Genomic DNA, 22869 nt, shown 5'->3' on the forward strand with positions numbered 1-22869 from the left:
CATGCCCCGGTGCGCCCCTGTCCCGTGCACTTGCCAACTGGCCGTCACGCCCCAACCCCGGGTGTGGCGGCCCCTTTCAGAACCGGTAGGCCAGCCGCAGCCCGCCCCAATGGCGGCCCTTGACGGTGATCGGCGCCGAAAGATCCTTCATCATCGCGAAGGCGCCGCCCCCCATGTCGCGGCGGTAGACCTGCAGCAGGAAGGGCTGGCGGTTGCGCCCGGCCTTCAGCCCGACGCGGTCGTCGAAGATCCGCCGGTTGCGGCAATGGGCCATGTTCCAGACGGGATCGTCGCCCTGGGGCTGCGAGAAGGCGGCGTTATGCGTCGGCAGGTAGCCGTTGCGATCCACGGCGGCGCAGAAGACGATGTGGTCGCCCAGATCCAGCGCCTCTTCCTGCAGATCGGCCAGCAGCGTGTCGGTCAGCCGGGTGAACCGGGTGGTGACCTGTTCGGGATCGGAATTCGGCACCGGGCGGTACTCTTCGTCGAAAAGGTCGGCGGCACTGATCCGGCCGCTTTCCAGCGCGGCCTCGAACAGGGCCGAGATCCGCGCGGCGCGGGCCTGCACGTCCCGGATCAGGGTCAGGTCCTCTGATCCGCCGCCGGCAAGGACGCTGGTCTGCACCATGCTTTCCGACATGTCGGCCAGATCCGCGATGCGTTCATGGGCTTCCGAAAGCGTCTCGGCGGTGTCCTTGACGACGTCGAAGCTTTGTTCCACCTGCGGGGCGAAGCGGTTCAGCGCGGTGCCGGCCTCGGTCGCGTCGTCGCGCACCAGCTTCATGCGGTGCACCGTCTCGCGAAAGCTCTGCTCCACGGTGCGGTTGCGGTCTTCCGAGGTGGCATAGATCGCCGAGAGCACCTGAGAGTCGCGCGCCACCTGTCCGGTCTCGCCCTGGAGGGTGTGGATCCAGTCCGCCATCCGTTCGATATTGTCGCGGATCTGTTCGGCGGCGGTGCCGGTCTGCTGCGACAGCGCATTGATCGCATCGGCCACGACGGAGAAACCGCGCCCCAGCTCTCCGGCCCGGGCGGCCTCGATCTTGGCGTTGATCGCCAGCATGTTGACCTGGGCGGCGATGGCGGCGACCTGATCGTTGCTGGTCTGCACCGCCTCCAGGACACTGCCGACATCCTGACTGCGGGTGGCCAGGGTGTCGACCCAGCTCAGCACCCGTGTACCAAGGCCGCCGGCCTCGCGCGTGAGGGCCAGCGCCTCGGAAAAGGCGGCCTCGGTCGCTTCGAGCTGGTCGTAGGCCTTGACGATGGTTGCCATGACGGCTGCATTCATCTGCAGCACATGGCCCGAATCCTTGCGCATCGCATTGAGCTGGCGCAGCAGCCCCTCCGTACGGTCGGTCATTTCCTCGAGGTAGCCGCCGACATCGACGACCTCACGACCGATGTCGGAGGCTATGCCCGCCAGCCGGTCGAGCGAGAGGTCCGCAGGGCGCGGATCGGGAAAGGCGGTGTCGTGTTCCATGCCGGGCCGTCGAATGAACTGCCCGGACCGGAGTAGAGCGGAAGTGAGAAGATGCGGTTAAGCGCAGTGCGTCTGTTCGGCCTCGTCCATCGCCTGCGACAGCGCGTCCAGCGAGAGCATGATCGAGGCGTGGCGGTTCTTGTACTCGCGCGCGGGCTGGAGCACCTCCAGGCCGTCGAAGGGCGCGGCGGGCACCGGGCCGCCCTCTTTCAGCATGGCCTTCAGCGCATCGCGGGCCGCCAGGATCTGGGCCTTGGTGCAGCCGATGACATTGGCGCCCACCACCGAGGCCGCAGCCTGGCCAAGCGCGCAGGCGCGCACCTCCTGGCCATAGCCGGTGATCCGGCCCGCTTCGGTGGTGACATCGACGGTGATCGTCGAGCCGCAGAGCGGCGCGCGCTTGCGCACCGTGGCATCGGGGTCGGAGAGGCGTTCCTGTCGGGGAATGTCGGCCGCCAGCGCGAGGATGCGGGTCGAGTAGAGCTTGATCAGGTCGGTATCGCTCATGGGGGCTCCGGGGCTGGTGGTCTTGGCCGGTGAGATGTCATAGATAGGCCCGGATTTCCGCAATGCAAAGGGGGCTTGCCCGATGAGCTTCGATCCCGCCACGCTGACCTATGACGAAAAGGGCCTGATCCCGGCCATCGCCCAGGATGCCGAGAGCGGCGACATCCTGATGTTCGCCTGGATGAATGCCGAATCCGTTGCCCGCACCCTGGAAAGCGGCAAGGTGACCTACTGGTCGCGCTCGCGCCAGAGCTTCTGGGTGAAGGGAGAGACCTCGGGCCATGTGCAGACGCTGGTCGATTTCCGCATCGATTGCGACCGGGATTGCCTGCTGGTGCTGGTGCGCCAGGAGGGGCCGGCCTGCCATACCAACCGGCGCTCCTGCTTCTATACCGCGGTGCGGGAGGGGGACGAGGTCGAGCTGATGAAGCCGATGGTCTGAGGATCGCAGGGCGGGGGGCTCTGCCCCCGCGCCTTCGGCGCTCCCCCGGGATATTTGGGGCCAGATGACGGGGAGCGGGGCTAGAGGCCGACCAGTTCGCGGATGCCCGCCGGCGTGATGCCCTGGGCGCGGTAGAGCGAGAGGGCGCGGGCGTCGTCGCGTTTGGCGAGCCGCTTGCCGTGTGCGTCGCGGATCAGGCGGTGGTGGCGATAGAGCGGGGTGGGCAGGTCGAGAAGCGCCTGGAGGAGGACGTGGATCGCCGTTGCCTCGAAGAGGTCCTGGCCGCGGATGACCTCGGTGATCTCCTGGGCGGCATCGTCGATGACCACGGAGAGGTGGTAGGAGGTGGCCATTGCCGGGCGCGAGAGCACGACGTCGCCGACCTTGTGGAGGAGGTCTTCGGGCGGGAGGGCGATGAGGCCGGTCTCGCCCTTCGGACCCGCGCCGCATTCGACGAAGGCGAGGCGGCGGGTTTGCGCCAGCGCGCGGGCCATGTCGAGGCGCAGGGTGACGCCTTCGGGCATCGCGCCCCGGGGGGGCGTGTCGGGGCGGCAGGTGCCGGGATAGACCAGCCCGTCGGGTCCGGCCACCGGCGCGGCGCCTTCCTGCGGCGCCGAGGCGGCCTCGGCGATGTCGCGGCGGGTGCAGTGGCAGGGGTAGAGCAGGCCCATGTCCCAGAGCCGTTGCAGGGCCGCGTGATAGGCGGGCAGGCGGTCGGACTGGCGCATCACCGGTTCCGGCCAGGTGAGGCCCAGCCAGTGCAGGTCATCGCAGATCTGCGCTTCCCATTGCGGGCGGGCGCGGGAACGGTCGATATCCTCGATCCGCAGCAGGAAGGTGCCGCCCGCCTGCTGTGCCAGGTCATGGGCGATCAGCGCCGAGAAGGCGTGCCCGAGGTGCAGCGGACCCGTGGGCGAGGGGGCAAAGCGCGTGCGCAAGGCCCTAGTCGCGGCCCCGGTCCTGCCAGCGGCGGTCTTCGCGCCGCTGGTAGATCAGGATCCAGGCCAGCAGGATGAACATCGGGTGGGTCAGCCCGCCGGAGAAGATGATCGCCGGCAGCCAGATCACGAAGACCACGATGGCCAGGAAGGGTCGCCCCGCGAAGAGGATCGACAGGGGCGGCAGGAAGAGGGCGAGAACGTAGTTCATTCGGCAGCCTCCTGCGGTTGGCCCTCCAGCCAGGCGGTCCAGAGCTCCTTGGCGCGGTCGGTATAGCCCTTGTAGCGGTCCTTGCGGCCGCGACGGCCCCCGCGCACGCCCTCGAGCGGCGGGAACAGCCCGAAGTTCACGTTCATCGGCTGGAAGGTCTTGGCCTCGGCGCCGCCGGTGATGTGGTGGATCAGGGCACCCATGGCGGTTTGCTGGGGCACGGGCGCGACCGGGGTCCCGAGGATCTCGGCCGCGGCGAGGCGGCCCGCGAGAAGGCCCATGGCGGCGCTTTCCACGTAGCCCTCGACCCCGGTGATCTGGCCGGCAAAGCGGATATGGGGCCGCGATTTCAGCCGCATCTGGTCATCCAGCAGCGTCGGAGAGTTGATGAAGGTGTTGCGGTGGATGCCGCCCAGGCGGGCGAAGCGGGCGTTTTCCAGCCCCGGGATCATCCGCAGCACCTCGGTCTGGGCGCCGTACTTCATCTTGGTCTGGAAGCCCACGATGTTGTAGAGCGTGCCAAGGGCGTTGTCGCGGCGCAGCTGGACCACGGCATAGGCCTTTTCCTCGGGCTTGTGGGTATTGGTCAGGCCGACGGGCTTCATCGGGCCGTGGCGCAGGGTCTCGCGACCGCGCTCGGCCATCACCTCGATCGGCAGGCAGCCGTCGAAATAGCCGGCGGTCTCGCCCTCGTGGAACTCGGTCTTCTCGGCGGCCAGCAGCGCGTCGATGAAGGCCTCGTACTGGTCCCTGGTCATCGGGCAGTTGAGGTAGGCCTTCTGCTCTTCCTCGGTCTCGCCCTTGTCGTAGCGCGATTGCAGCCAGGCCACGCCCATGTCGATGCTGTCGGCATAGAGAATGGGGGCGATGGCGTCGAAGAAGGCCAGCGCATCGGTGCCGGTCTCGGCCTGGATAGCCTTGCCGAGGCCCTCGGAGGTCAGCGGGCCGGTGGCGATGATCCACTTGCCCTCGCTCGGCAGGGTGTCGATCTCTCCGGCTTCGACGCGGATCAGCGGATGCGAGAGCAGCCGGTCGGTGACCGCCTCGGCGAAGGGATCACGGTCCACGGCCAGGGCGCCGCCGGCGGGCAGGCGGTGCTTGTCCGCCATCTCCATGATCAGGCCGCCCGCCGCGCGCATCTCCCAGTGGAGAAGGCCCACGGCGTTCTGCTCGTCATCATCGGAGCGGAAGGAATTGGAGCACACCATCTCGGCCAGGTGGCCGGTCTTGTGCGCGAAGGTGCCAACCTGGGGGCGCATCTCGTGGATCACCACGGGAACCCCGGCCTGGGCGGCTTGCCATGCGGCTTCAGAGCCTGCCATGCCGCCGCCGATGATATGCAATGTCTCGGTCATGGGCGGCATGTAGGCGAAGGCGGGGCGCTTGCAAAGGGGCTGCGCGGGGTCTTGCGCGAAAAGCGCTGTTTTCCGGGGCGGCGGGATCGGCCATGGTAGGGCAGGAGGACGCGCGATGGATCTTGAGGCCCTGCGGAATTTCCTGCGCAGCCGCTTTCCCCAGGTGGCCGGGGATTACCTGCCCGAAGAGCACGAGGGCAGGCTGGTCCTGCGGCTGCGGGTGGGCGCGCATCACCTGCGTCCCGGGGGGACGGTTTCGGGGCCCGCGCTTTTCGGGCTGGCCGATGTGGCCTTCTACCTCGCGCTGCTGGCGCGGATCGGACCGCAGGCGCTGGCGGTGACGACCTCGGGCCAGATCGACTTCATGCGCAAGCCCGGCCCCGGACGGGATGTTCTGGCCCGACCCGAGATCCTGAAGCTGGGGCGGCGGCTGGCGGTGGGCGAGGTGCGCCTTTACAGCGAGGGCCTGCCGGATCCGGTGGCCCGGGCCGCGCTGACCTACGCGATTCCGCCGGATCCGGGCGGCAAAGCGGGCGCTTGAATGTGGTATCATTATACCTATTTTGCAACCATATGTTTTTGCTTTATTAATTTGGATCTTGTCCAATTGACGGGGGCGAATTTGGCTGTATAACCCGGCCATCACGTCGCCCGCGGGTCTTCGGACAGCGCGGGCTGCCAATTTTCAAAGGGCACCGTCATGAAAACCTTCTCTGCAACGCCTGCAGACATCGACAAGAAGTGGATCATCATCGACGCCGAAGGCGTCGTGCTGGGCCGTCTTGCATCGATCGTCGCCATGCGCCTGCGTGGCAAGCACAAGCCGTCGTTCACCCCCCACATGGACATGGGCGACAACGTCATCGTCATCAATGCCGACAAGATCCAGCTGACCGGCAAGAAGCGTGGCGACAAGAAATACTACTGGCACACCGGCTTCCCGGGTGGGATCAAGGACCGCACCGCGGGCCAGATCCTGGACGGCAAGTACCCGGAGCGCGTCGTGACCCTCGCGGTCAAGCGCATGCTGCCCGGCAACCGCCTGTCCCGCCAGCAGATGACCAACCTGCGCGTCTACGCAGGCGCTGAGCACCCGCACGAAGCGCAGGCGCCGGAAGTGCTGGACGTCAAATCCCTGAACTCCAAGAACACCCGGAGCTGAGTCAGATGGCTGATCAAGTGAATTCCCTGGAAGAGCTCAAGGGTGCTGTCGCCGAAGCCGGCACCGTGGTCACGCTCGACGCACCGCGCGAGCCGGTTCGCGACGAACTGGGCCGCTCCTATGCCACCGGCAAGCGTAAAGACGCTGTTGCCCGCGTCTGGGTCAAGCCCGGCTCCGGCAAGGTCACCGTCAACGGCAAGGACATGAGCAAGTACTTCGCTCGTCCGGTTCTGCAGCTGATCGTGAACCAGCCCTTCGGCATCGCCGGCGTCGACGGCCAGTTCGACGTGATGGCCACCGTCAAGGGCGGCGGTCTCTCCGGTCAGGCCGGTGCCGTGAAGCACGGTATCTCCAAGGCGCTGCAACTCTTCGACCCGTCCCTGCGCGACGCTCTGAAAGCCGCCGGCTTCCTGACCCGCGACAGCCGCGTCGTCGAGCGTAAGAAGTACGGTAAGCGCAAGGCACGCCGCAGCTTCCAGTTCTCCAAGCGCTGATCCTTCGCGTTTCGGAACGATTTCGGAAAGGGCTCGCTTCGGCGGGCCCTTTTCCTGTTTGGACAGGTTGGCGGGCGCCGGGATGGGCGGCACAGGGCCGGACCTGCTTGGGGCGCCCTGTCGGGCGGTCTCGCCCGGTCGGGGAGGTGTTCCATCGGAGGCAGCATGGGATTCCGGGGCGGCGTCCGGGAAGGGCCGTCTGACGGGGTTGAGGCCCCAGTGCCTGGTCCGTGCTTGCAGCCGATCCGGAGGTCACCCCGAAGATCGGGATCCTGGCCGCCGGCGATGGTGCGCGCCGGCGCCATTGCGGGCAGTGGACAGGATCCGGATCGTGCAGGACAGCCACGGCCAGCGTCAGGGGCCGGGGGATCGCGCGGTGCCTTCCCGGGGTCCGGGGCCGACCCCATCGGAACGGCGTATTGCCGCGACAGCTCGACCGTCGCATGTCGGAACCGACCCGCCACTGTGCGACCGGCTGTTCCCATTGAATGCCCCCGTTTCTTGGGCGCAATCGTGTCGCAGTCTCCGCTTGAAATCGACGGGCGACAGCATTCCGTTTCGGGCGTGCTTGGGCTTCGGGGTGTCGAACATCTCCATGCAGTCGAACATATCCTGCCCGGCTTCTTCGCGTGTTCGGTCGGTGGCCTGATGCCCGGTCCCGAAGGCGCATCTCACGTGCTGCCCGGCAGGCACATGTGACGGCAATCTGCCAAGAGGGGGCATTGCTGGCGAAATACGCGGGCGCCTTTGTCTGGCACACAGTCTCCCTGCTGATCCTCACAGTTTACGGTATCCCGCTCCTCCGCCACTCTCAGAAGCGCGCGCTTGAGCCGACGGATCCGGGCCTCTTTCCCGGCGTCACCAGATGATGCCTTCGCGAACGTCTTCTTCAGGCGCAGAGCGCTTGATGGCTCTTGTCCAGACGCCCAGCCACCTCCCTGATCGGGGAACGCCTCTCCATGATCTGAGAGACGGCGTCTCTCTTGAAATCGTCGTGGAACTTGGTGCGGCTCGTCATGGCCTCCTTGCCTCAAAATTGGCTTAGAGGGCGTCCACGAGACACGGGGCTATTCGGCGGGGCTATTCGGCCAGAGGCCGGAAGGTCAGGCCCGGCGCCGGTCCGGTTGCGCCTCTCGTCCTGCCCGGTTGTTTGCGATGCGGCGATCGCTCAGATCGACCCCGCCGGTGATGCGGAACTCTCCGACCCGTGCAGCCAGGGTGTTGGCCGTCTCAGACAGGACGGCATTGGACGACAGGGTTTCCTCGAAGATCGCGGCATTGGACTGGGTGAAGGCCTCCAGTTCGGTAATGGCGGTGCTGACTTCGCGCAGGCCGCGGGATTGGTCCGCAGTGGCCTCCGACACGGCCTGCATCCGTTCCACCGTCCGTTCGACCGCGGTGCGGATTCCGGAAAGCGCCGTGCCGGTGGTCTTTACCAGATCGACACCGCGATGGACATGCGAGGCCGAGGTGTTGATCAGCCCGTCGATCTCCTTGGCGGCGTTGGAGCTGCGCTGCGCCAGGGCCCGCACCTCGTTGGCGACCACGGCAAAGCCGCGCCCGGCCTCGCCGGCGCGCGCGGCCTCGACCCCGGCATTCAGCGCCAGCAGGTTGGTCTGGAAGGCGATGTCGTCGATCACCGTGATGATCTTGCGGATTTCCGAAGAGGATCCCTCGATCTGGTCCATCGCCGACACCGTCGTTTCCATGAGCTGGTTGCCCGATCCGGCCTGATTGCGGCTGTCCTCGGTGGCGGTGCGGGCAGCCGCTGTGTCGCGGGCGATTTCCTCGATCAGCGTGGTCAGCTGTTGCAGCGTCGCCGCCGCGTCCGACAGGGTTGCGACCTGCTTTTCGGTGCGCCGGCCCAGATCCTCGGCGGCATCGCGGATCTCGCGCGACTGGTTGCGGATCGAGACGACCTCGGCCTGAACCACCGTCATCGCCTCTTCCAGCCGCGCGACCCCGGCGTTGAAGCTTTCGGAGAGCCCGTCGAACTCGCTTGGCAGGGGCTGGTCGATGCGGGTGGTCAGATCGCCCCCGGCCAGCGCCGCCAACCGCTCGCGCAGCAGGGCGATCACGGCCTCGACCCCGGCGCGGTGACGGGCCTGGGTGGCGGCGACCTCGGCCTCGGCCTGGCGCAGGGCGGCGGCATTTTCCTCCGAGCGGCGCAGCGCATCCTCCGCCTCGCTGCGGGCGCGGGTGGCCGAGGCAATGGCCTCCTCGGTCAGGGTCATAGCCTCTTCCGCCTCGCGCTGGCGGCTGTCGGCCTGGGCCAGGGCAATGCGGGCCTTTTCCATCGCGGCCTCCAGCTGCCCGTGGCGGCGCTCGGAAAACAGCGTCTGGGTCCGCCGGGCCGAGATCATGAGGGTCAGCAGCCCGCCGGTCAGCGCCAGGGCGCCAAGCTGGAACAGCACATGAGAGAGCCCGCTGTCCAGGAAGACCAGCCTTGGAAACAGCAGGCCGAGCAGCAGGTGATGGGCCAGGATCAGCGCGCCGGCCCCGGCCAGCGCTGTGCGCGAGGACAGCATGGAGATCGCCGCCAGGGCGATGAAGTACAGAACGTGGCTGTCGGATTGCACGGGCTGCCCCTTGAGGGCGGCATTCAGCAGGATGCACTGGGCGACCAGCGCCAGCGCCAGGGTGACATGCCCCGCGCGGCTGTCCCGGCGGGCCGCAAGCACGGCGCCGAGGGCCGCCAGAAGCGTTGCGGGCAGGACCCAGGGCAGGGTGCCGTTGTCGGCAAACCAGGCGGCGGCAGCCACCAGCAGGGGGAGAGCCATCCCCGCAAGGCCAAGCGCCCGGGCCACCTGCCGGCGCTGCCGAAGGAAGCGCGGGCCAAGGGGCGACGTGCCCTGCGGCTCTGGCCCCGGGCCGGTGGCCCCGGCAGAAAGGATTTCGTCGGTCGTCGTCGTCACGGCAGGCCCCGGCGCAGGATCATCCCCTCCGGAGTGACAGATTCGCCTTTCCCGGCGCTTAACCCCTCAGCGGTCCGCTTCGATCAGGCCGAGGCCGCGCAGGTAGATCCCGATGCCGCTTTCCAGCAGGTCCTCGGGGTTGTAGGGGCTTTGCGATCCGGGCGAATTGCGCGCGAAAAGCTCCACGACACCGTGGCACATCGCCCAGATATGCGCCGAGAACATCGAGGCCGGAGGGCGCTTATCCTCGGGAATGTGACGCGAGAGGTCGCGCGCGGCACGCTCCAGCACCTCGCGGGCGCGGGCGGCGACGGCGGCCAGCTCGGGGGTGCGGTTGACGGAAATCCCGCTCTCGAACATCGAGATGTAGTGGCCGGGATACTTGCGGGCGAAGGCCAGGTAGGCGCGCCCCGTCGCCTCGAAGGCGGCCAGAGCCGAGGGCTGGCCGGTCTGGTAGGCATAGTCGATCACGTCGGCGAAGATCTCGTAGCCCTGGCGGGCGGCCTCGGCGATCAGGTCTTCGCGGCCCTCGAAATGGCGATAGACGGCGGCGGGGGTGACACCGGCCTGCTTGGCGGCCTCCGACAGGGTGAAGCCGGTCGGGCCCTTCTCCTCGATCAGGGCAAGGGCGGCCTCGACCAGCGCCTGACGCAGGTTGCCGTGGTGATATCCGCGTTTCTTCGGCATCGTTCAGGCGTCCCAGATCCCGGGGCCGCCGCAGATCAGGGGATCGGGGCGTCCGACCAGCCGGGCGTCCTTGTCGGTGTAATCCAGCGCGTTCAGCACCGTGCGCATGGCGGCCAGCCGGGCGCGGCGCTTGTCGTCACTGCGCACCACCGTCCAGGGGGCGTGATCGGTATGGGTATGGTCCAGCGTCTCGCGGATCGCGTCGGAATAGCTGTCCCAGCGGGACAGGCCCTGCACGTCGATCTCGCTCAGCTTCCATTGCTTCAGGGGGTCACGTTCCCGGTCCAGGAAGCGTTTCAGCTGCTCGGCGCGTCCGACGTTCAGCCAGAACTTGAACAGGTGCACGCCGTCCTCGACCAGCATCCGTTCGAAATCCGGCACCTGCAGGAAGAAATGCCGGCGCTGCTCGGGGGTGCAGAAGCCGAAGACATGTTCCACCACGGCGCGATTGTACCAGGAACGGTCGAACAGGCTGATCTCTCCGGCGGTGGGCAGGTGCTTGATGTAGCGCTGGAAGTACCACTGGCCGCGCTCGCGCTCATGGGGGGCGGGCAGGGCGACGACATGGATGCCGCGGGGGTTCATGTATTCGTGGAAACGCTTGATCGTGCCGCCCTTGCCGGCGGCATCGCGCCCCTCGAACAGGCAGACGACCCGCGCGCCCGAGGTCTGGACCCAGGCCTGCATCTTCAGCAGCTCGACCTGAAGCGCCTCCAGCTCGGCCTCGTAGGGTTTGCGCGCCAGCCGTTCCAGATAGGGATAGCCGCGGTCCAGAATGTCGCCGGGCTCGGCGCGCTTGATCGCCTCGCGCACCGCGCGGGGGGCGTCGTTGCGGTAGTATTCGCTGATGGCGCCATTGAAGGGCAGGTCCACGGGGTCTTCCTTTCGCGGTGAGTGTCGCGCGTGCGGAAGATGTAATGTGAAAAGCTTTAACGGGGAAGGGCACGCGGCGGAAAGGCCCGGAAAACCGGGGGAATTTCCACGTTCAGAGGGGCGCGCGCAGGGCGGCGCGGTCGATGGCGGCGATCACCCGGGCGCGGGCGGCATGATGGGGCATGTGGCCGATGCCGGGCAGCGGCGTCAGGGTGGTGCCGGGGATCTCGGCGGCCAGGCGGGCGGAATGGATCGACAGGCCGACCGTGGTGTCGGCAGTGCCGTGCACCACCTCGACGGGCAGGGTGATCTGCGGATAGAGCGGGCTCTGCGCCGCCAGTTCAGCGCGCAGGCGGGTGCGCTGGCGAGCGTTCTCGACGAAGGCGCGGGGGCGCAGGATCAGCCCCAGGCCGATGTGATCCCCATAGCCGTCGGGCGCCTCCTGCGGCGCGAAAACGCCCTCCATCTGGGCGCGGACATAGGATTCTGGCACCCAGGCGCGGATCAGATGGGCCAGCGCCGGGCCCAGCAGCGGCATGGACAGCCGGGCGTGGAAGGCATCGAGCCGCCCGCGCCAGGGATGAGTGGCCCCCGCCACCGACACGATGGCCGAGGCATCGCCGGCCTGGCGCAGCGCCCAGGCCATCGCCACGGCGCCGCCGTAGCTGTGTCCGACGATGACGGGGCGGTGCAGGCCCAGCAGCCGCGCGGCCTCGGCCAGGTGGTCGGCCTGTTCGGCGATGCTGGCGCCGCCCTGTCCGATCCGGGCGCTGTAGCCCATGCCGGGGCGGTCGAAGACCGTCACCCGGTAGCGTTTCGCCAGCTCGGGAGCGAGGCGGAAGGTATAGTCGCGGGTGTTGCCGGAGGCGCCGTGGATCAGGACCACGTCGCGGCCCCGGCCCATCTGCACCGCATGGACCCGGTGCCCCCCGACCGAGATCAGCCGCCCCTCGGGCGGGTGTTCGGCCCGGGCGCGGGCTTCAAGGCGGGCACCGCGCCAGGCCGTCAGCCCGGCGCCGGTCGCCAGCAGGACGATCAGGACCGCCCAGAGGTCAGCCAACCACGGCTTCCTTGCGCCCGATCGCCATCAGGTCGTAGGGGGTTTCCTGGTAGATGTAGTTCACCCAGTTGCCGTAAAGCAGGTGGGCATGGCTGCGCCAGCGGTTCAGCGGCGTCTTCGCGGGATCATCGTCGGGATAGTAGTTCAGCGGCACGCTGATCGGCGTGCCCCCGGCGACATCGCGGTCATATTCCTGCTTCAGCGTATCGCTGTCGTATTCGAAATGATTGAAGACATAGAGCGCGTTATGCGCGGGATCCTCGACCAGGCAAGGGCCGGTGTCGGGATTGCCCAGCAGGGTCTTAAGACCACCGCCGGCAGCCTCGATGTCGGACTGGCGCACCTCGGTCCAGCGCGACACCGGCACCGTGCAGGCATCCGAGAAGCCGCGCAGGAACGGCGAGGCCGGCGCCATGTTGGTCTGCGGATAGCAGCCGAAGTACTTTTGCGGCAGCAGGTGCTTGGGCACGCCGTTGAAGTAGTTGATCATCGCCATGCCGCCCCAGCACACCCCGAAGGTCGAGAAGACATGGCTCTGGGTCCATTCGAAGATCTCGCACAGCTCGTCCCAGTAGGTCACGGCCTCGAAGGGCAGGTGCTCTATCGGGGCGCCGGTGATGATCAGCCCGTCGAACTTCTCGCCGCTGGCCTTCACCTCCTGGAAGGGACGGTAGAAGCTTTCCATGTGGTCGGCGGCGGTGTTCCTGGTCTGATGCTCGCTCATGCGGATCAGCGACAGGTCGATCTGCAGGGGCGTCGCGCCGATCAGCCGGGCGAACTGGTTCTCGGTCTGGATCTTCTTCGGCATCAGGTTCAGCAGGCCGATGCGCAGCGGGCGGATATCCTGGCGGGCGGCCTGATCCTCGGACATGACCATGACGCCCTCTCGGGTCAGGACGTCGTAGGCGGGCAGGTCGGAGGGGATCTTGATCGGCATGTCTGAACTCGGGCTTCTGGAAGAACCTAGGTAGCGTCGTGACCGCGGCGCGCAAGGGCGGTCGCGATCAGCTCATTGAAATCCGCGGCAGAGCGGACGGCAGCGACCTCGTCCGCAAGGACCGTCACGCCGCGGCGCGCCATGGCCGCATAGCGCGGCTGGCGGTGGGCCAGGGCGCGGGCGTAGGTCCAGCGGACGAAGGCATCCGGGTCGACGGTCTCGGGAGTGCGCTCGAACGTCTCCAGATATTCCGCCCAGGCCTGCCGCAGGAAGGAAGGTTCGTAATACATCGGTTTCGGCGCCCGGTCAAAGCGACGGATCAATTCTTCCGTATGTGCCTCGTCGCCCTTGATCCAGACCAGCAGGGCGCTGTCGGACAGCGCGGTCAGGATCTCGTCCTCGGGGTTGTCGGGGTCGACCACCTCGCAGATCGAACCGCCGCTGTCGCAGACGAAATGCGGGTAGCCGTAGAGGTCCTTGGCGCGGCGCACGAAGCGCGGCGTGTCCAGCAGCGAGGCGATCTCGGCCTGGCGGTGCTGGTCCTGGCGGATCATGTATTCCTCGAAGGCCAGCCCGCCCTTCGAGGGGTCGCCGGGCTTGCCCAGGTAGGTCGAAAGCGGCGCCAGGTTGTTGAAGGTGATGTTGGAGCCGATGTAGATCGAGTCCGACATCAGCAGTTCCCGCAGGAAGGGGACCTGCATGGCATGACGCTTGGCATTGTCGGCAATGTGCTCGCCCATGTAGCGCGTGCCGATGCGGTAATCGACCGAGTAGTGGAACCAGTCGCCCGCGTCGCGCAGCAGGTTCGAGACATGGGTCTTGCCCAGCCCCGACATCCCGAAAAGCAGAATGCTTTTCTGCGGGGCATCCCGCCAGTCCTGCGCCGATTGGTAAAGCATGAGTTCCGGGCCCTTCCGTTGCCCGGGCCGGTGAGCCGGGGCGATTGTGTCCCGGCATGCCTAGGCGAAGGCGCGGGAAGGGTCAAACCCCGGCGCTGCGCGCGGGGCCGTGGCGTGGCGCCGCTGCCGTCCTAGCGGGCGCCGGATGCCGGGGCCCGGGTTTCCGCCCAGATATTGAGGTAGTTGCCCGCAAAGATCACCGCCGCGCCCAGCAGCACGATTGGGTCGAACGGGTCGCCCAGCACCAGCGCGCCGAGGATGGCGGCCAGCGGCAGGCGGGTGAAGTCGATGGGCACCACCAGCGTCGCCGGGGCAAAGCTGAGCGCCGAGGTGACGCAGAAATGCGCGGCGAGGCCGGCGACCCCGACCAGGATCAGCAGCGGCAGGGTGGCGGCGCCGGGCAGGGTGACCTGGCCATCGTAGCCCGCGCAGATCAGGCCGAAGACGGTTTGCAAAGCGGTCATCCAGAACAATATGCAAAGCGTCGGCACCGTGCGGGTCAGCCGTTTCGTGGTCAGGAAGGTCAGGGCAAAGCCCACCGCCGCGATGCCTGCCGCGATCACCCCCGGCGACAGTGGCTGCGAACCGGGGCGGGTAACGATCAGGATCCCGACAAAGCCCAGCAGGGCCGAGAACGCGCGGGTGCGGGTGATCCGCTCGCCCAGCAGCAGCGGCGAGAGCAGCAGCACCCAGAGCGGAGAGGTGAATTCCAGCGCGAAGACCTGCGCCAGCGGGATCACCGTGATGGCGTAGAACCACAGGTTCTGGGCGGTGAAATGCGCGAGGTTCCGGCCCAGGTGCAGCCCCATGTGGCGGGGCGAGATGTCGCGCCAGCGGCCGCGCAGGGTGATCACCAGCACCATGATCGCCAGCCCGGTCAGGCTGCGCCAGGTCATGATCTCGAACGTGTCGAAGGTGGCGCCGAGGCTGCGACCGGCGATGGCCATGGCAAGGAAGGAGACGATGGCCCCGCTCATCCAGAGCACGGCGCGGAAGACATCCCGGGTCTGGGTCACGGAGGGGCCTTTCATTTGATCCGTCAAGCCTTGTGGCGGGCCGCGGACCATCTGGCAAGGCTCATGCCTGTGCGAGGACGCGCCGCAGCGTCGTGACGTTGCGCATCGTCACCGGGCGTTTCAGCGCGGGCTCGATCCGGGGCGACAGTTTCGAGCGTCCCAGCCCGTTCGGTGCCGAGAGGTAGAAACAGCCCCGCCCCGGCGCCAGCTGCTCTGCGGCGGTGCACCAGGGCGCAAGTGCGGCCAGGTCGGGCAAGGGCGCGTCGCCGGACCAGAAACCCAGGTGCAGCCGCGCGGGATCGCCGTCGAAGGGCTGGGCCGCAAGCGCGGCGGAAAGGGCCTCGGGGCGCAGCGCCACGGCGGCGGGACGGAAGCCGAAGCGCGCCGCGATCAGCTCGCCGATCCGGGTGCAGACGGCGTCGGGATCGGTTTCGGGCAGGTGCAGTGCGACATTGCCGCTCTGGATCAGGGTGCGGACATCGCCCGCGCCGCTGTCCTCAAGCGCGGCGCGCAGGGCGGCCATGGGCAGCTTGCCGGTGCCGCCGACGTTGACGGCGCGCAGCAGGACCAGCCAGTGGTTCACTGGCCCACCTTCTGGGCCAGCCTGCCCACCGTCAGCCCCTGCACCAGGATCGAGAAGACGACCACGCAGTAGGTCGCCGCCAGGATCATCGGTTTCGCCTCGCTGTCGGGCAGCGACAGGGCCAGCGCGACCGAGATGCCGCCCTTCAGCCCGCCCCAGGTCATGATCGGGATCGTGCCGTTGCCGAAATCGACCCGCTGGCGCAGCAGCAGGATCGGCACCGCGACCGAGATCAGCCGCGCCACCAGCGACAGCCCGATCGCGATGACGGCGGCGATCAGGTAGTTCGTCTTGAAGGCCACCGCGAAGACCTCGAAGCCGATCAGCATGAAGAGGACGGCGTTCAGGATCTCGTCGATCATGGACCAGAAGGCCTCGACATATTTCCAGGTGCGTTCCGACATGCCCTTGCGGGCGCCGATGTCGCCGATCAGCAGCCCCGCGCTGACCGCCATGATCGGCGCCGAAAGGCCAAGCGCGGAGGCAAGCTCGTAGCCGCCGAAGGCCAGCGCCAGGGTGATCAGCACCTCAAGCGCGGGTTCGTCGATGTGGCGCATGACGCGGAACACCAGGTAGCCCAGCACGACCCCCGCGATCAGCCCGCCGCCGGCCTCGCGCGCGAAAAGCACGACCACCTGCGACAGGCTGGTGCCGTGGCCCTCGGCCGTGCCGTCGGGAAAGGCGATGGAGACCAGCAGCAGGTAGACCACGTAGCCCACGCCATCGTTGAAAAGGCTCTCTCCGGCGATGCGGGTCTCCAGCGATTTGCGCAGCTTGGCGGCCTGAAGGATGCCCAGCACCGCGACCGGATCGGTCGGAGAGATCAGCGCGCCGAAGACCAGCGCCACCGCCACCGGAAGCCCCGTCACCCAGGAGAAGGCATAGCCCACCACGGCGGTCGACAGCGCCACCCCAAGGGTCGCCATCAGCAGCACCATCTTCCACTGGCTGCGCAGGTCCGCCACCTTGACGTGCAGGGCGCCGGCGAACAGCAGCAGGCCCAGCATCCCCTCCATCAGCGCCTCCGAGAAATCGAGGCCCGAGACGACCTGGCGCATCCTGTCGGCCAGTCCGAAACCGGGGAAGAAGGCGTCGAAGATCATCATGCCGACCGAGGTCAGCAACGCCCCCAGCAGAATGCCGATGGAGGCGGGCAGGCGGAAAAAGAGGTAGTTGATCGTGCCGAAGACGGCAGCCAGCACGATCAGCAGCGAGGCGATCTGGACGAGGGACATGGGAGGATCGGTTGCATTGGGAAACAGGGCCGGAATGCGCCGGCAGTCCCCGAATTATTGAACCCCGCGTGCCGAAAGGTCCACCGTCAGCGGCAAATGATCCGAGGCAATCCGCGCCGGCTGCACCCTGTGCGGGCGCACCGGACCGGCCTGCAACCCGCCCGAGATGCCAAAGCGGTCAAGCGGCCCGACCGGACGCAGCGCCGGGTAGCTGGGCGGCGAGGGCAGCAGGTCGATGAAGCCCAGTTCCGCATCCAGATCCGCCCCCGAACCCCATTCGTTGAAATCGCCCGCGATCACCAGCGGCAGCGGCTCCAGCGGTTCGACCGCGCGGCGCAGCGCGGCGCATTGCTGGCGCCGGGACCGCCCGATCAGCCCCAGGTGCACCCCCATCAGCCGCAACGGCCCGATCGGCGTGTCCAGGTCGGCAATGATGGCGCCGCGCGGCTCCAGCCCCGGCAGGTCCAGCTTGCGGGTCTGCCGGCAGGTGATGCCGGGACGCACGATCATCGCATTGCCGTGCCAGCCCAGCGATCCGCCCGGCTGGCCGAAGGGCAGCACCTGCCAGCCCTCGCGTTCGATCATGTCATGGGGCAGGGCGGCGGGCCGGGGCGGCAGGCGCTTGTCGGCTTCCTGCAACACGGCGATGGCGGCGCCGGTCTGTTCCAGCACCTCCAGGCAGCGGCGCGGATTCCGGCGCAGGTCCAGGCCCACGCATTTTTGCAGGTTGTATGTTGCGATGCGAAGGATAGGTGATGTCATGCTTGAGGTCTGGCAGGGAGGAAAGAGATGCGCCACCTGTTTCGCGAACAAACCCTGGTGACGCGCCTGATCTGGCTGTCCCTGCTGTTTTCCATGGTCGAGGCGCTCGTCCTGGGGCGCTGGCCGCTGGCCTTTGTCGCGCTGGCGACGCTGGTGCTGTCCATGGCACCCCTCCTGGTGGCCCGCCGGGTGTCGATCCGGATTCCTCCGGGCTTCTTCACGGCGATTGTCCTTTTCATATGGGGCACGATCTTCCTCGGAGAAGTCTTCGATTTCTATAATCGTTACTGGTGGTGGGACATCGTGATGCACGGCGGCTCTGCGGTGGGCTTCGGCATGATCGGCGTGGTGCTGATCCTGATGATGTTCCAGGGTGACCGCTACGCGGCACCGCCCCTGGCCATGGCCTTCTTCGCCTATTGCTTCGCGGTCTCCATCGGCGCCACCTGGGAAGTGTTCGAATTCTCGATGGACCAGGCCTTCGGCACCAACATGCAGAAGTCCGGTCTGATCGACACGATGGGCGACCTGATCGTCGACCATGTCGGCGCGATCCTCGGGGCCTCGGCGGGCTATGCCTATCTGAAAGGCCAGGAGAGGGGCGGCCTGGCGGGCATGATCAACCAGTTTGTCGAGCGCAATCCCCGGCTGTTCAACCGGCTGAAGGACAGCCGGCTGGGAGAGAAGTTTCGTAAATGATCCAAAAGGCTTGTGGCCCGTTCTTCAGGTCCCGCAGAAAGTTGCGGCAACCTCTTCATCCGGCAGCGGAGGCCGGGTGTAGGGGCTGTCCTTCAACGCCGGATCAAAGGGATCGGAGAGCGCTGCGTGCAGGCGTTCGAAGGGGCCCATGTCCCCGGTCAGCGCCGCCGCAAGGGCCTCTTCGACGCGGTGGTTGCGCGGGATGATCACCGGATTCACCCGGGCCATCAGCGCCTGCGGATCGGCTTCCTGAGAAAGGCGTGCCCGCCAGCCGGCCTCCCACTCACGGAAGGGCGCGGGGTCGGTGAACTGATCGGCTGCGGTGCCATCCCCCAGCCCGCGGAAGGTGTTGGTGAAATCCGCCCCCTGGTCCTGCATCAGCCCCAGCAGCGCCTCGATCATCGGGCGGTCCGTCTCCGAAGCCGCCGCCAGCCCGATCTTCTGGCCGAAACGGCGCAGGATCTCGGCGCCGATCAGGGCGGGCATGGCGTTCACCTCCTCGGTATAGGGGGCGACCATCGCCTCGGGATCGTCCTCCAGCAGCAGCAGTGCCGAGGCCAGCTGCGCCATGTTCCAGGCGATGATGTGGCGCTGGTTGTCATAGGCATAGCGCCCCTGCCGGTCGATCGAGGAAAAGACCGTCGCCGGGTGGTAGCGATCCATGAAGGCACAGGGGCCGTAATCGATCGTGTCGCCCGAGATGGTGCAGTTGTCGGTGTTCATCACCCCATGGATGAAACCCAGCGACATCCATTGTGCCACCAGCGCGGCCTGCCGCGCGATGACGCCCCTGAGGAAGCTTTGCGGGCTGTCGGCATCCGGGTCATGGCGGGCGATGGCATGGTCCAGCAGCAGCCGCATCCGCGCCTTGTCGCCCCGCGCCGCGAAGAATTCGAAGGTCCCGACCCTGAGGTGTGATCGCGCGACCCGCGTCAGCACCGCGCCCGGCAGCACGGTTTCGCGCATCACCGGATCGCCGGTGGCCACGGCCGCCAGCGCGCGCGAGGTCGGCACGCCAAGTGCCGCCATCGCCTCGGACACCAGGTATTCGCGCAGCACCGGCCCCATCGCCGCCAGACCGTCGCCACCGCGTGAAAACGGCGTGCGTCCCGATCCCTTCAGCTGCAGGTCCCAGCGGCTGCCATCCGGCGCCACCACCTCTCCGATCAGCAGGGCCCGTCCGTCGCCCAGCTGCGGGGAAAACCCGCCGAACTGGTGCCCGGCATAGGCCATGGCCAGCGGGGCGGCGCCCTCGGGCAGGGCATTGCCGGAAAACACCTGCGCCAGCGCGCCGGGATCCTCCGGCGCTGCGATCCCCAGGTCTTCGGCCAGGCGGCGGTTGAACGCCAGCAGGGAGGGGGCGCCCGCCGGGCGCGGCGCCTGGCGGACGAAAAAGCCCTCGGGCAGGGCGGCATAGGAATTGTCGAAGCGCATGGAAAGGGTCATGCGCCCAAGCTAAGCCCGCCCGGCCCCGATTGCCAGAGCCTCAGAGCGTGGCGATCCGTTCGCTCAGCAGGGCAAAGAAGCCATCGGCATCGACATCGCCCATGAAGGTCGCATTGGGCGCCCGTCCGGAGACGCCCCACCAGTCCGCCACCGTCATGCCCAGCGTCAGCTCGGAACGGGTCTCGATCTCGACATTGATGAAGCGCCCCGAGAACAGCTCGGGCTTCAGCAGATAGGCGATCACGCAGGGATCATGCAGCGGCCCGCCCTCGGAGCCGTATTTCGCCACGTCGAAACGTTCGAAGAAATCCAGCCAGCCGGCCACGGCGTTGCCGACCGGGGTCCCCAGATCCGAGAACACCGCGCAGCGTGCCTTGGTGGTCAGCACCTTGTGCGTCACGTCCAGCGGCATGACCGTGATCGGCACCCCAGATTTGAACACGATTTCCGCCGCTTCCGGGTCAACATAGATATTGAATTCGGCTGCCGGAGTGATATTGCCCACCTCGAAATAGGCGCCCCCCATCAGCACGATTTCCCGGACCCTGGAAATGATGTCCGGCGCCCTTTCGAAGGCCGTCCCGATATTGGTCAACGGTCCCAGCGGGCAGAGCGTCACCGTTCCCTCGGGCTCTGCCCGCAACGTTTCGATGATGAAATCGACACCATGTTGCGGCTGCAGTTCCATGGTCGGCTCGGGCAGGTCCGCGCCGTCCAGGCCGGTGGCCCCGTGGACATGTTCTGCCGTGACCAGCGGGCGGCGCATCGGCGCCTCGCAGCCGGCAAAGACCTTCACATCGCGGCGCCCGGCGACTTCGCAGACCACCCGCACATTGCGCCGGGTCAGTTCCAGCGGCACGTTGCCGGCCACGGCGGTGATGCCCAGCACGTCGATTTCGGCGGGGCTCGCCAGGGCCAGCAGGATGGCGATGGCGTCGTCCTGCCCGGGGTCGGTGTCGATGATGATCTTGCGCGCCACGGGGCGGTCTCCTTGTCCTGACCAGTTTGATCACTTGGTCAAAAGCCTGCCGCTGCCCTGCGATCCTGTCCATGCCTCCCGCAACGGCAAGCGCCGCGCTCCCCGTCATCTGGCTAAAAATATCCCGGGGGAGGCGCGGTTTGCCGCGCCGGGGGCAGAGCCCCCCGCACGACCGCTCCGCAAGGCGCCGGCTCAGCCGTCGAAATCGACCTCTTCCATCAGCCGCAGCGCCTCGGGGCGCAGCCGGGCCAGCGCCATCAGGTCGACGTCATCGGGGGTGAAGCGGCCCCAGCTGGCCACCAGCTCCGAAGGTTCGGCCTCGGGGCTGACGGGATATTCATAATTCGCCTCGGCATAGATCGCCTGGGCCTCGGGCGAGACCAGGAATTCCATGAAGGCCAGGGCATTGTCGCGGTTCGGCGCCGCCCGGGTCATCGCCACGCCCGAGATGTTCACATGTGCCCCGCCGCCCTCGAAGGTGGGGAACAGGATGCGCACGCTTTCAGCCCAGGCCTTCTGCTCGGGGTCTTCCAGCATCTTGCCCATGTAATAGGTGTTGCCGATGGCGATGTCGCATTCGCCGGCCCAGATCGCGCGCACCTGCGCCCGGTCGTTGCCCTGGGGCTTGCGGGCCAGGTTGCCGCGCAGCGTCTCCAGCCAGGTCTTCGTCTCGGCCTCGCCATGATGGGCCAGGTAGGCAGCGGTCAGGGCGATATTGTAGGGATGCATCCCCGAGCGGGTGCAGATCCGGCCCTTCCAGGCCTCCGAGGCCAGGTCCTCGTAGGTGGTCACCGCACCATCCTCGACCCTTTCGCGGCTGGCATAGACGATGCGGGCGCGGCTGGTCAGGCCCCACCAGTGCCCCTCGGGATCGCGGAAGCCCTCCGGCACGGCGGCACGCAGCACCTCGCTGTCCACCGCCTGGGTCACGCCCGCATCCACCACGGCCTTCAGCCGCGCGGCATCCACCGTCAGCACCAGATCCGCCGGAGAGCGCTGCCCCTCGGCCTTCAGCCGCTCGACCATGCCCTCGCTCAGGTAGGCCACGTTGACCTCGATGCCGCTCTGGGCGGTGAAGGCCTCGACCAGCGGGGCGATCAGCTCGGGCTGGCGGTAGGAATAGAGGTTCACCTCCTCGGCCAGCGCGGGCAGGCCCGACAAGGCAAGGGGCAGGGCAAGAACTGCGGTTTTCATGGTGAACCTCCCGATACTGACGAAAACGTGATCGCAGATGTTCAACCAGAGGGTAGGGTGCCCGTCAATGCCTGATTGAATCTCTCGGATATGACGGACGGCCCGTGGCGCGGTCCCTGTCGCCTTCTATTCGGCGGCGCGGGCGGATTTCTCCTGTCGCTTCACCTCGTCCCAGAGCGCGTCCATCTCGGCCAGATCACTTTCCGTCGGACGTTTACCCATCGCTTCAAGAGCGTCCTCTACGGCATTGAAACGGCGTGTGAACTTGGCGTTTGCGGCGCGCAGCGCGACCTCCGGATCAACCTTCAGGTGCCGCCCGAGGTTGGCCATGACGAATAACAGGTCGCCGAATTCCTCCTCGACTTCGGCCTGGGTCAGGCTGTCCCGCGCCTCGACCAGTTCGCCGGCCTCCTCGTGGATCTTGTCCAGCACCTCGGCCGCGCCGGGCCAGTCGAAGCCCACACGCGCCGCGCGATTCTGCAGCTTGACCGCGCGCATCAGCGCCGGCAGCGCCTTTGCGACGCCGTCCAGGGTCCGCGTCTCGGCCTTGCCGGCGCGCTCGGCCGCCTTGATCTTCTCCCAGTCGACGGTCTGCTGCGCCGCGCTCTTGTCGCGGCTCTCGTCCCCGAAGACATGGGGGTGGCGGTGGATCATCTTCTGGGAGACCCGCCGCGCCACGCTCTCGAAGCTGAACAGCCCCTGTTCCTGCGCCATCTGGGAATGGAAGACCACCTGCAGCAGCAGGTCGCCCAGCTCGCTCTCCAGCTCGTCCCAGGCCTGCCGCTCGATCGCGTCGGCGACCTCGTGGGCCTCCTCGATCGTGTAGGGCGCAATCGAGGCAAAGTCCTGCTCGATGTCCCAGGGGCACCCTGTGACAGGATCGCGCAGCCGTTGCAGGATCGCCAGCAGTTGCGGCATACCCTGCGGGACATCGTGGATCGGATCGTGATCGGTTTCGGCCATTGCGGAGCCCCCCGGTTTCAGCTTTCCTG

Annotated in this window: 25 protein-coding genes; 5 read left to right on the forward strand and 20 right to left on the reverse strand. The window is 67.4% G+C overall.

The window, feature by feature from the left end; all coding sequences use genetic code 11:
- Window positions 1-76: 76 nt before the first annotated feature.
- Together KM176_RS04915 and KM176_RS04920 are read right to left on the reverse strand one after the other, a co-directional pair.
- The gene (locus tag KM176_RS04915) at window positions 77-1483 is read right to left on the reverse strand and encodes a methyl-accepting chemotaxis protein (protein ID WP_160891022.1); all 1407 of its coding nucleotides are present in this window, start codon (window positions 1481-1483) and stop codon (window positions 77-79) included.
- Between the two features lie 57 nt (window positions 1484-1540).
- Window positions 1541-1990, reverse strand: coding sequence for an iron-sulfur cluster assembly scaffold protein (locus tag KM176_RS04920; RefSeq protein WP_160891021.1), 450 nt, complete (start codon window positions 1988-1990; stop codon window positions 1541-1543).
- Window positions 1991-2072: 82 nt separating this feature from the next.
- On the opposite strand from KM176_RS04920, the gene hisI reads away from it, so the two are divergent.
- On the forward strand, window positions 2073-2432 hold the full coding sequence (gene hisI / locus KM176_RS04925; RefSeq protein WP_160891020.1) for a phosphoribosyl-AMP cyclohydrolase: 360 nt from the start codon (window positions 2073-2075) through the stop codon (window positions 2430-2432).
- A gap of 80 nt (window positions 2433-2512) precedes the next feature.
- Here the strand turns inward: hisI and gluQRS are convergent, their stop codons facing one another.
- From gluQRS to trmFO, 3 genes are read right to left on the reverse strand one after another with little or no spacing between them, the layout of a single operon-like run.
- Window positions 2513-3370: a tRNA glutamyl-Q(34) synthetase GluQRS gene (gene gluQRS, locus KM176_RS04930; RefSeq protein ID WP_160891019.1), complete on the reverse strand. Its 858-nt coding sequence runs from the start codon at window positions 3368-3370 to the stop codon at window positions 2513-2515.
- Window positions 3371-3374: 4 nt separating this feature from the next.
- Window positions 3375-3581: a hypothetical protein gene (locus tag KM176_RS04935; protein WP_160891018.1), complete on the reverse strand. Its 207-nt coding sequence runs from the start codon at window positions 3579-3581 to the stop codon at window positions 3375-3377.
- Window positions 3578-4936 (reverse strand): methylenetetrahydrofolate--tRNA-(uracil(54)-C(5))-methyltransferase (FADH(2)-oxidizing) TrmFO, encoded by a 1359-nt coding sequence (gene trmFO, locus KM176_RS04940; RefSeq protein WP_160891017.1) that lies wholly within the window; start codon window positions 4934-4936, stop codon window positions 3578-3580. The genes KM176_RS04935 and trmFO overlap by 4 nt, the downstream gene beginning before the upstream one ends.
- Window positions 4937-5051: 115 nt before the next feature.
- Between trmFO and KM176_RS04945 the strand changes: the two genes are divergently transcribed.
- The 3 genes from KM176_RS04945 to rpsI all read left to right on the forward strand — a co-directional run bounded on the left by KM176_RS04945 (window position 5052) and on the right by rpsI (window position 6592).
- The gene (locus tag KM176_RS04945; protein ID WP_160891016.1) at window positions 5052-5477 is read left to right on the forward strand and encodes a PaaI family thioesterase; all 426 of its coding nucleotides are present in this window, start codon (window positions 5052-5054) and stop codon (window positions 5475-5477) included.
- A 159-nt stretch (window positions 5478-5636) separates the two neighbouring features.
- Window positions 5637-6098, forward strand: coding sequence for a 50S ribosomal protein L13 (gene rplM, locus KM176_RS04950; protein WP_160891015.1), 462 nt, complete (start codon window positions 5637-5639; stop codon window positions 6096-6098).
- A gap of 5 nt (window positions 6099-6103) precedes the next feature.
- Entirely contained in the window at window positions 6104-6592 is a 489-nt protein-coding gene (gene rpsI, locus KM176_RS04955) for a 30S ribosomal protein S9 (RefSeq protein WP_160891014.1), read from the forward strand.
- Between the two features lie 889 nt (window positions 6593-7481).
- Here the strand turns inward: rpsI and KM176_RS25350 are convergent.
- The 11 genes from KM176_RS25350 to KM176_RS05005 form a co-directional block, all read right to left on the reverse strand.
- Window positions 7482-7610, reverse strand: coding sequence for a transposase (locus KM176_RS25350; protein ID WP_375372104.1), 129 nt, complete (start codon window positions 7608-7610; stop codon window positions 7482-7484).
- An 85-nt stretch (window positions 7611-7695) separates the two neighbouring features.
- On the reverse strand, window positions 7696-9507 hold the full coding sequence (locus tag KM176_RS25255; protein WP_160891013.1) for a methyl-accepting chemotaxis protein: 1812 nt from the start codon (window positions 9505-9507) through the stop codon (window positions 7696-7698).
- 66 nt (window positions 9508-9573) lie between these two features.
- Window positions 9574-10194 (reverse strand): TetR/AcrR family transcriptional regulator, encoded by a 621-nt coding sequence (locus KM176_RS04965; RefSeq protein ID WP_160891012.1) that lies wholly within the window; start codon window positions 10192-10194, stop codon window positions 9574-9576.
- 3 nt (window positions 10195-10197) lie between these two features.
- Entirely contained in the window at window positions 10198-11067 is an 870-nt protein-coding gene (gene ppk2 / locus KM176_RS04970) for a polyphosphate kinase 2 (protein WP_160891011.1), read from the reverse strand.
- Window positions 11068-11179: 112 nt separating this feature from the next.
- The gene (locus KM176_RS04975; RefSeq protein ID WP_160891010.1) at window positions 11180-12127 is read right to left on the reverse strand and encodes an alpha/beta fold hydrolase; all 948 of its coding nucleotides are present in this window, start codon (window positions 12125-12127) and stop codon (window positions 11180-11182) included.
- Window positions 12120-13064, reverse strand: coding sequence for a homoserine O-succinyltransferase (locus KM176_RS04980; protein ID WP_160891009.1), 945 nt, complete (start codon window positions 13062-13064; stop codon window positions 12120-12122). The genes KM176_RS04975 and KM176_RS04980 overlap by 8 nt, the downstream gene beginning before the upstream one ends.
- 26 nt (window positions 13065-13090) lie before the next feature.
- Complete coding sequence (locus KM176_RS04985) at window positions 13091-13963, reverse strand: ATPase (protein WP_160891008.1); 873 nt, start codon at window positions 13961-13963, stop codon at window positions 13091-13093.
- Window positions 13964-14094: 131 nt separating this feature from the next.
- Window positions 14095-14994 (reverse strand): DMT family transporter, encoded by a 900-nt coding sequence (locus KM176_RS04990; protein ID WP_160891007.1) that lies wholly within the window; start codon window positions 14992-14994, stop codon window positions 14095-14097.
- A 46-nt stretch (window positions 14995-15040) separates the two neighbouring features.
- A complete protein-coding gene (locus tag KM176_RS04995; protein WP_160891006.1) occupies window positions 15041-15562 on the reverse strand; it encodes a DUF1697 domain-containing protein in 522 nt (173 codons plus the stop codon).
- Window positions 15559-16797, reverse strand: a complete 1239-nt coding sequence (locus tag KM176_RS05000) for a cation:proton antiporter (protein WP_160891005.1) — start codon at window positions 16795-16797, stop codon at window positions 15559-15561. The genes KM176_RS04995 and KM176_RS05000 overlap by 4 nt, the downstream gene beginning before the upstream one ends.
- Window positions 16798-16851: 54 nt before the next feature.
- The gene (locus KM176_RS05005; RefSeq protein ID WP_160891004.1) at window positions 16852-17559 is read right to left on the reverse strand and encodes an endonuclease/exonuclease/phosphatase family protein; all 708 of its coding nucleotides are present in this window, start codon (window positions 17557-17559) and stop codon (window positions 16852-16854) included.
- A gap of 27 nt (window positions 17560-17586) precedes the next feature.
- Here KM176_RS05005 and KM176_RS05010 point away from each other — a divergent pair, with 27 nt between their 5' ends.
- Window positions 17587-18258: a hypothetical protein gene (locus KM176_RS05010; RefSeq protein WP_202397665.1), complete on the forward strand. Its 672-nt coding sequence runs from the start codon at window positions 17587-17589 to the stop codon at window positions 18256-18258.
- Between the two features lie 24 nt (window positions 18259-18282).
- Here the strand turns inward: KM176_RS05010 and KM176_RS05015 are convergent, their stop codons facing one another.
- The 4 genes from KM176_RS05015 to mazG all read right to left on the reverse strand — a co-directional run bounded on the left by KM176_RS05015 (window position 18283) and on the right by mazG (window position 22840).
- Window positions 18283-19704, reverse strand: a complete 1422-nt coding sequence (locus KM176_RS05015; protein WP_160891003.1) for a protein adenylyltransferase SelO — start codon at window positions 19702-19704, stop codon at window positions 18283-18285.
- A 40-nt stretch (window positions 19705-19744) separates the two neighbouring features.
- The gene (locus KM176_RS05020) at window positions 19745-20683 is read right to left on the reverse strand and encodes a nucleoside hydrolase (RefSeq protein WP_160891002.1); all 939 of its coding nucleotides are present in this window, start codon (window positions 20681-20683) and stop codon (window positions 19745-19747) included.
- Window positions 20684-20875: 192 nt separating this feature from the next.
- The gene (locus KM176_RS05025) at window positions 20876-21877 is read right to left on the reverse strand and encodes a Fe(3+) ABC transporter substrate-binding protein (protein ID WP_160891001.1); all 1002 of its coding nucleotides are present in this window, start codon (window positions 21875-21877) and stop codon (window positions 20876-20878) included.
- A 126-nt stretch (window positions 21878-22003) separates the two neighbouring features.
- Entirely contained in the window at window positions 22004-22840 is an 837-nt protein-coding gene (gene mazG / locus KM176_RS05030) for a nucleoside triphosphate pyrophosphohydrolase (RefSeq protein ID WP_160891000.1), read from the reverse strand.
- Between the last annotated feature and the right edge of the window lie 29 nt (window positions 22841-22869).

The organism is Pseudooceanicola endophyticus (genome assembly GCF_018760365.1).
Classification (GTDB): Bacteria; Pseudomonadota; Alphaproteobacteria; order Rhodobacterales; family Rhodobacteraceae; genus Pseudooceanicola; species Pseudooceanicola endophyticus.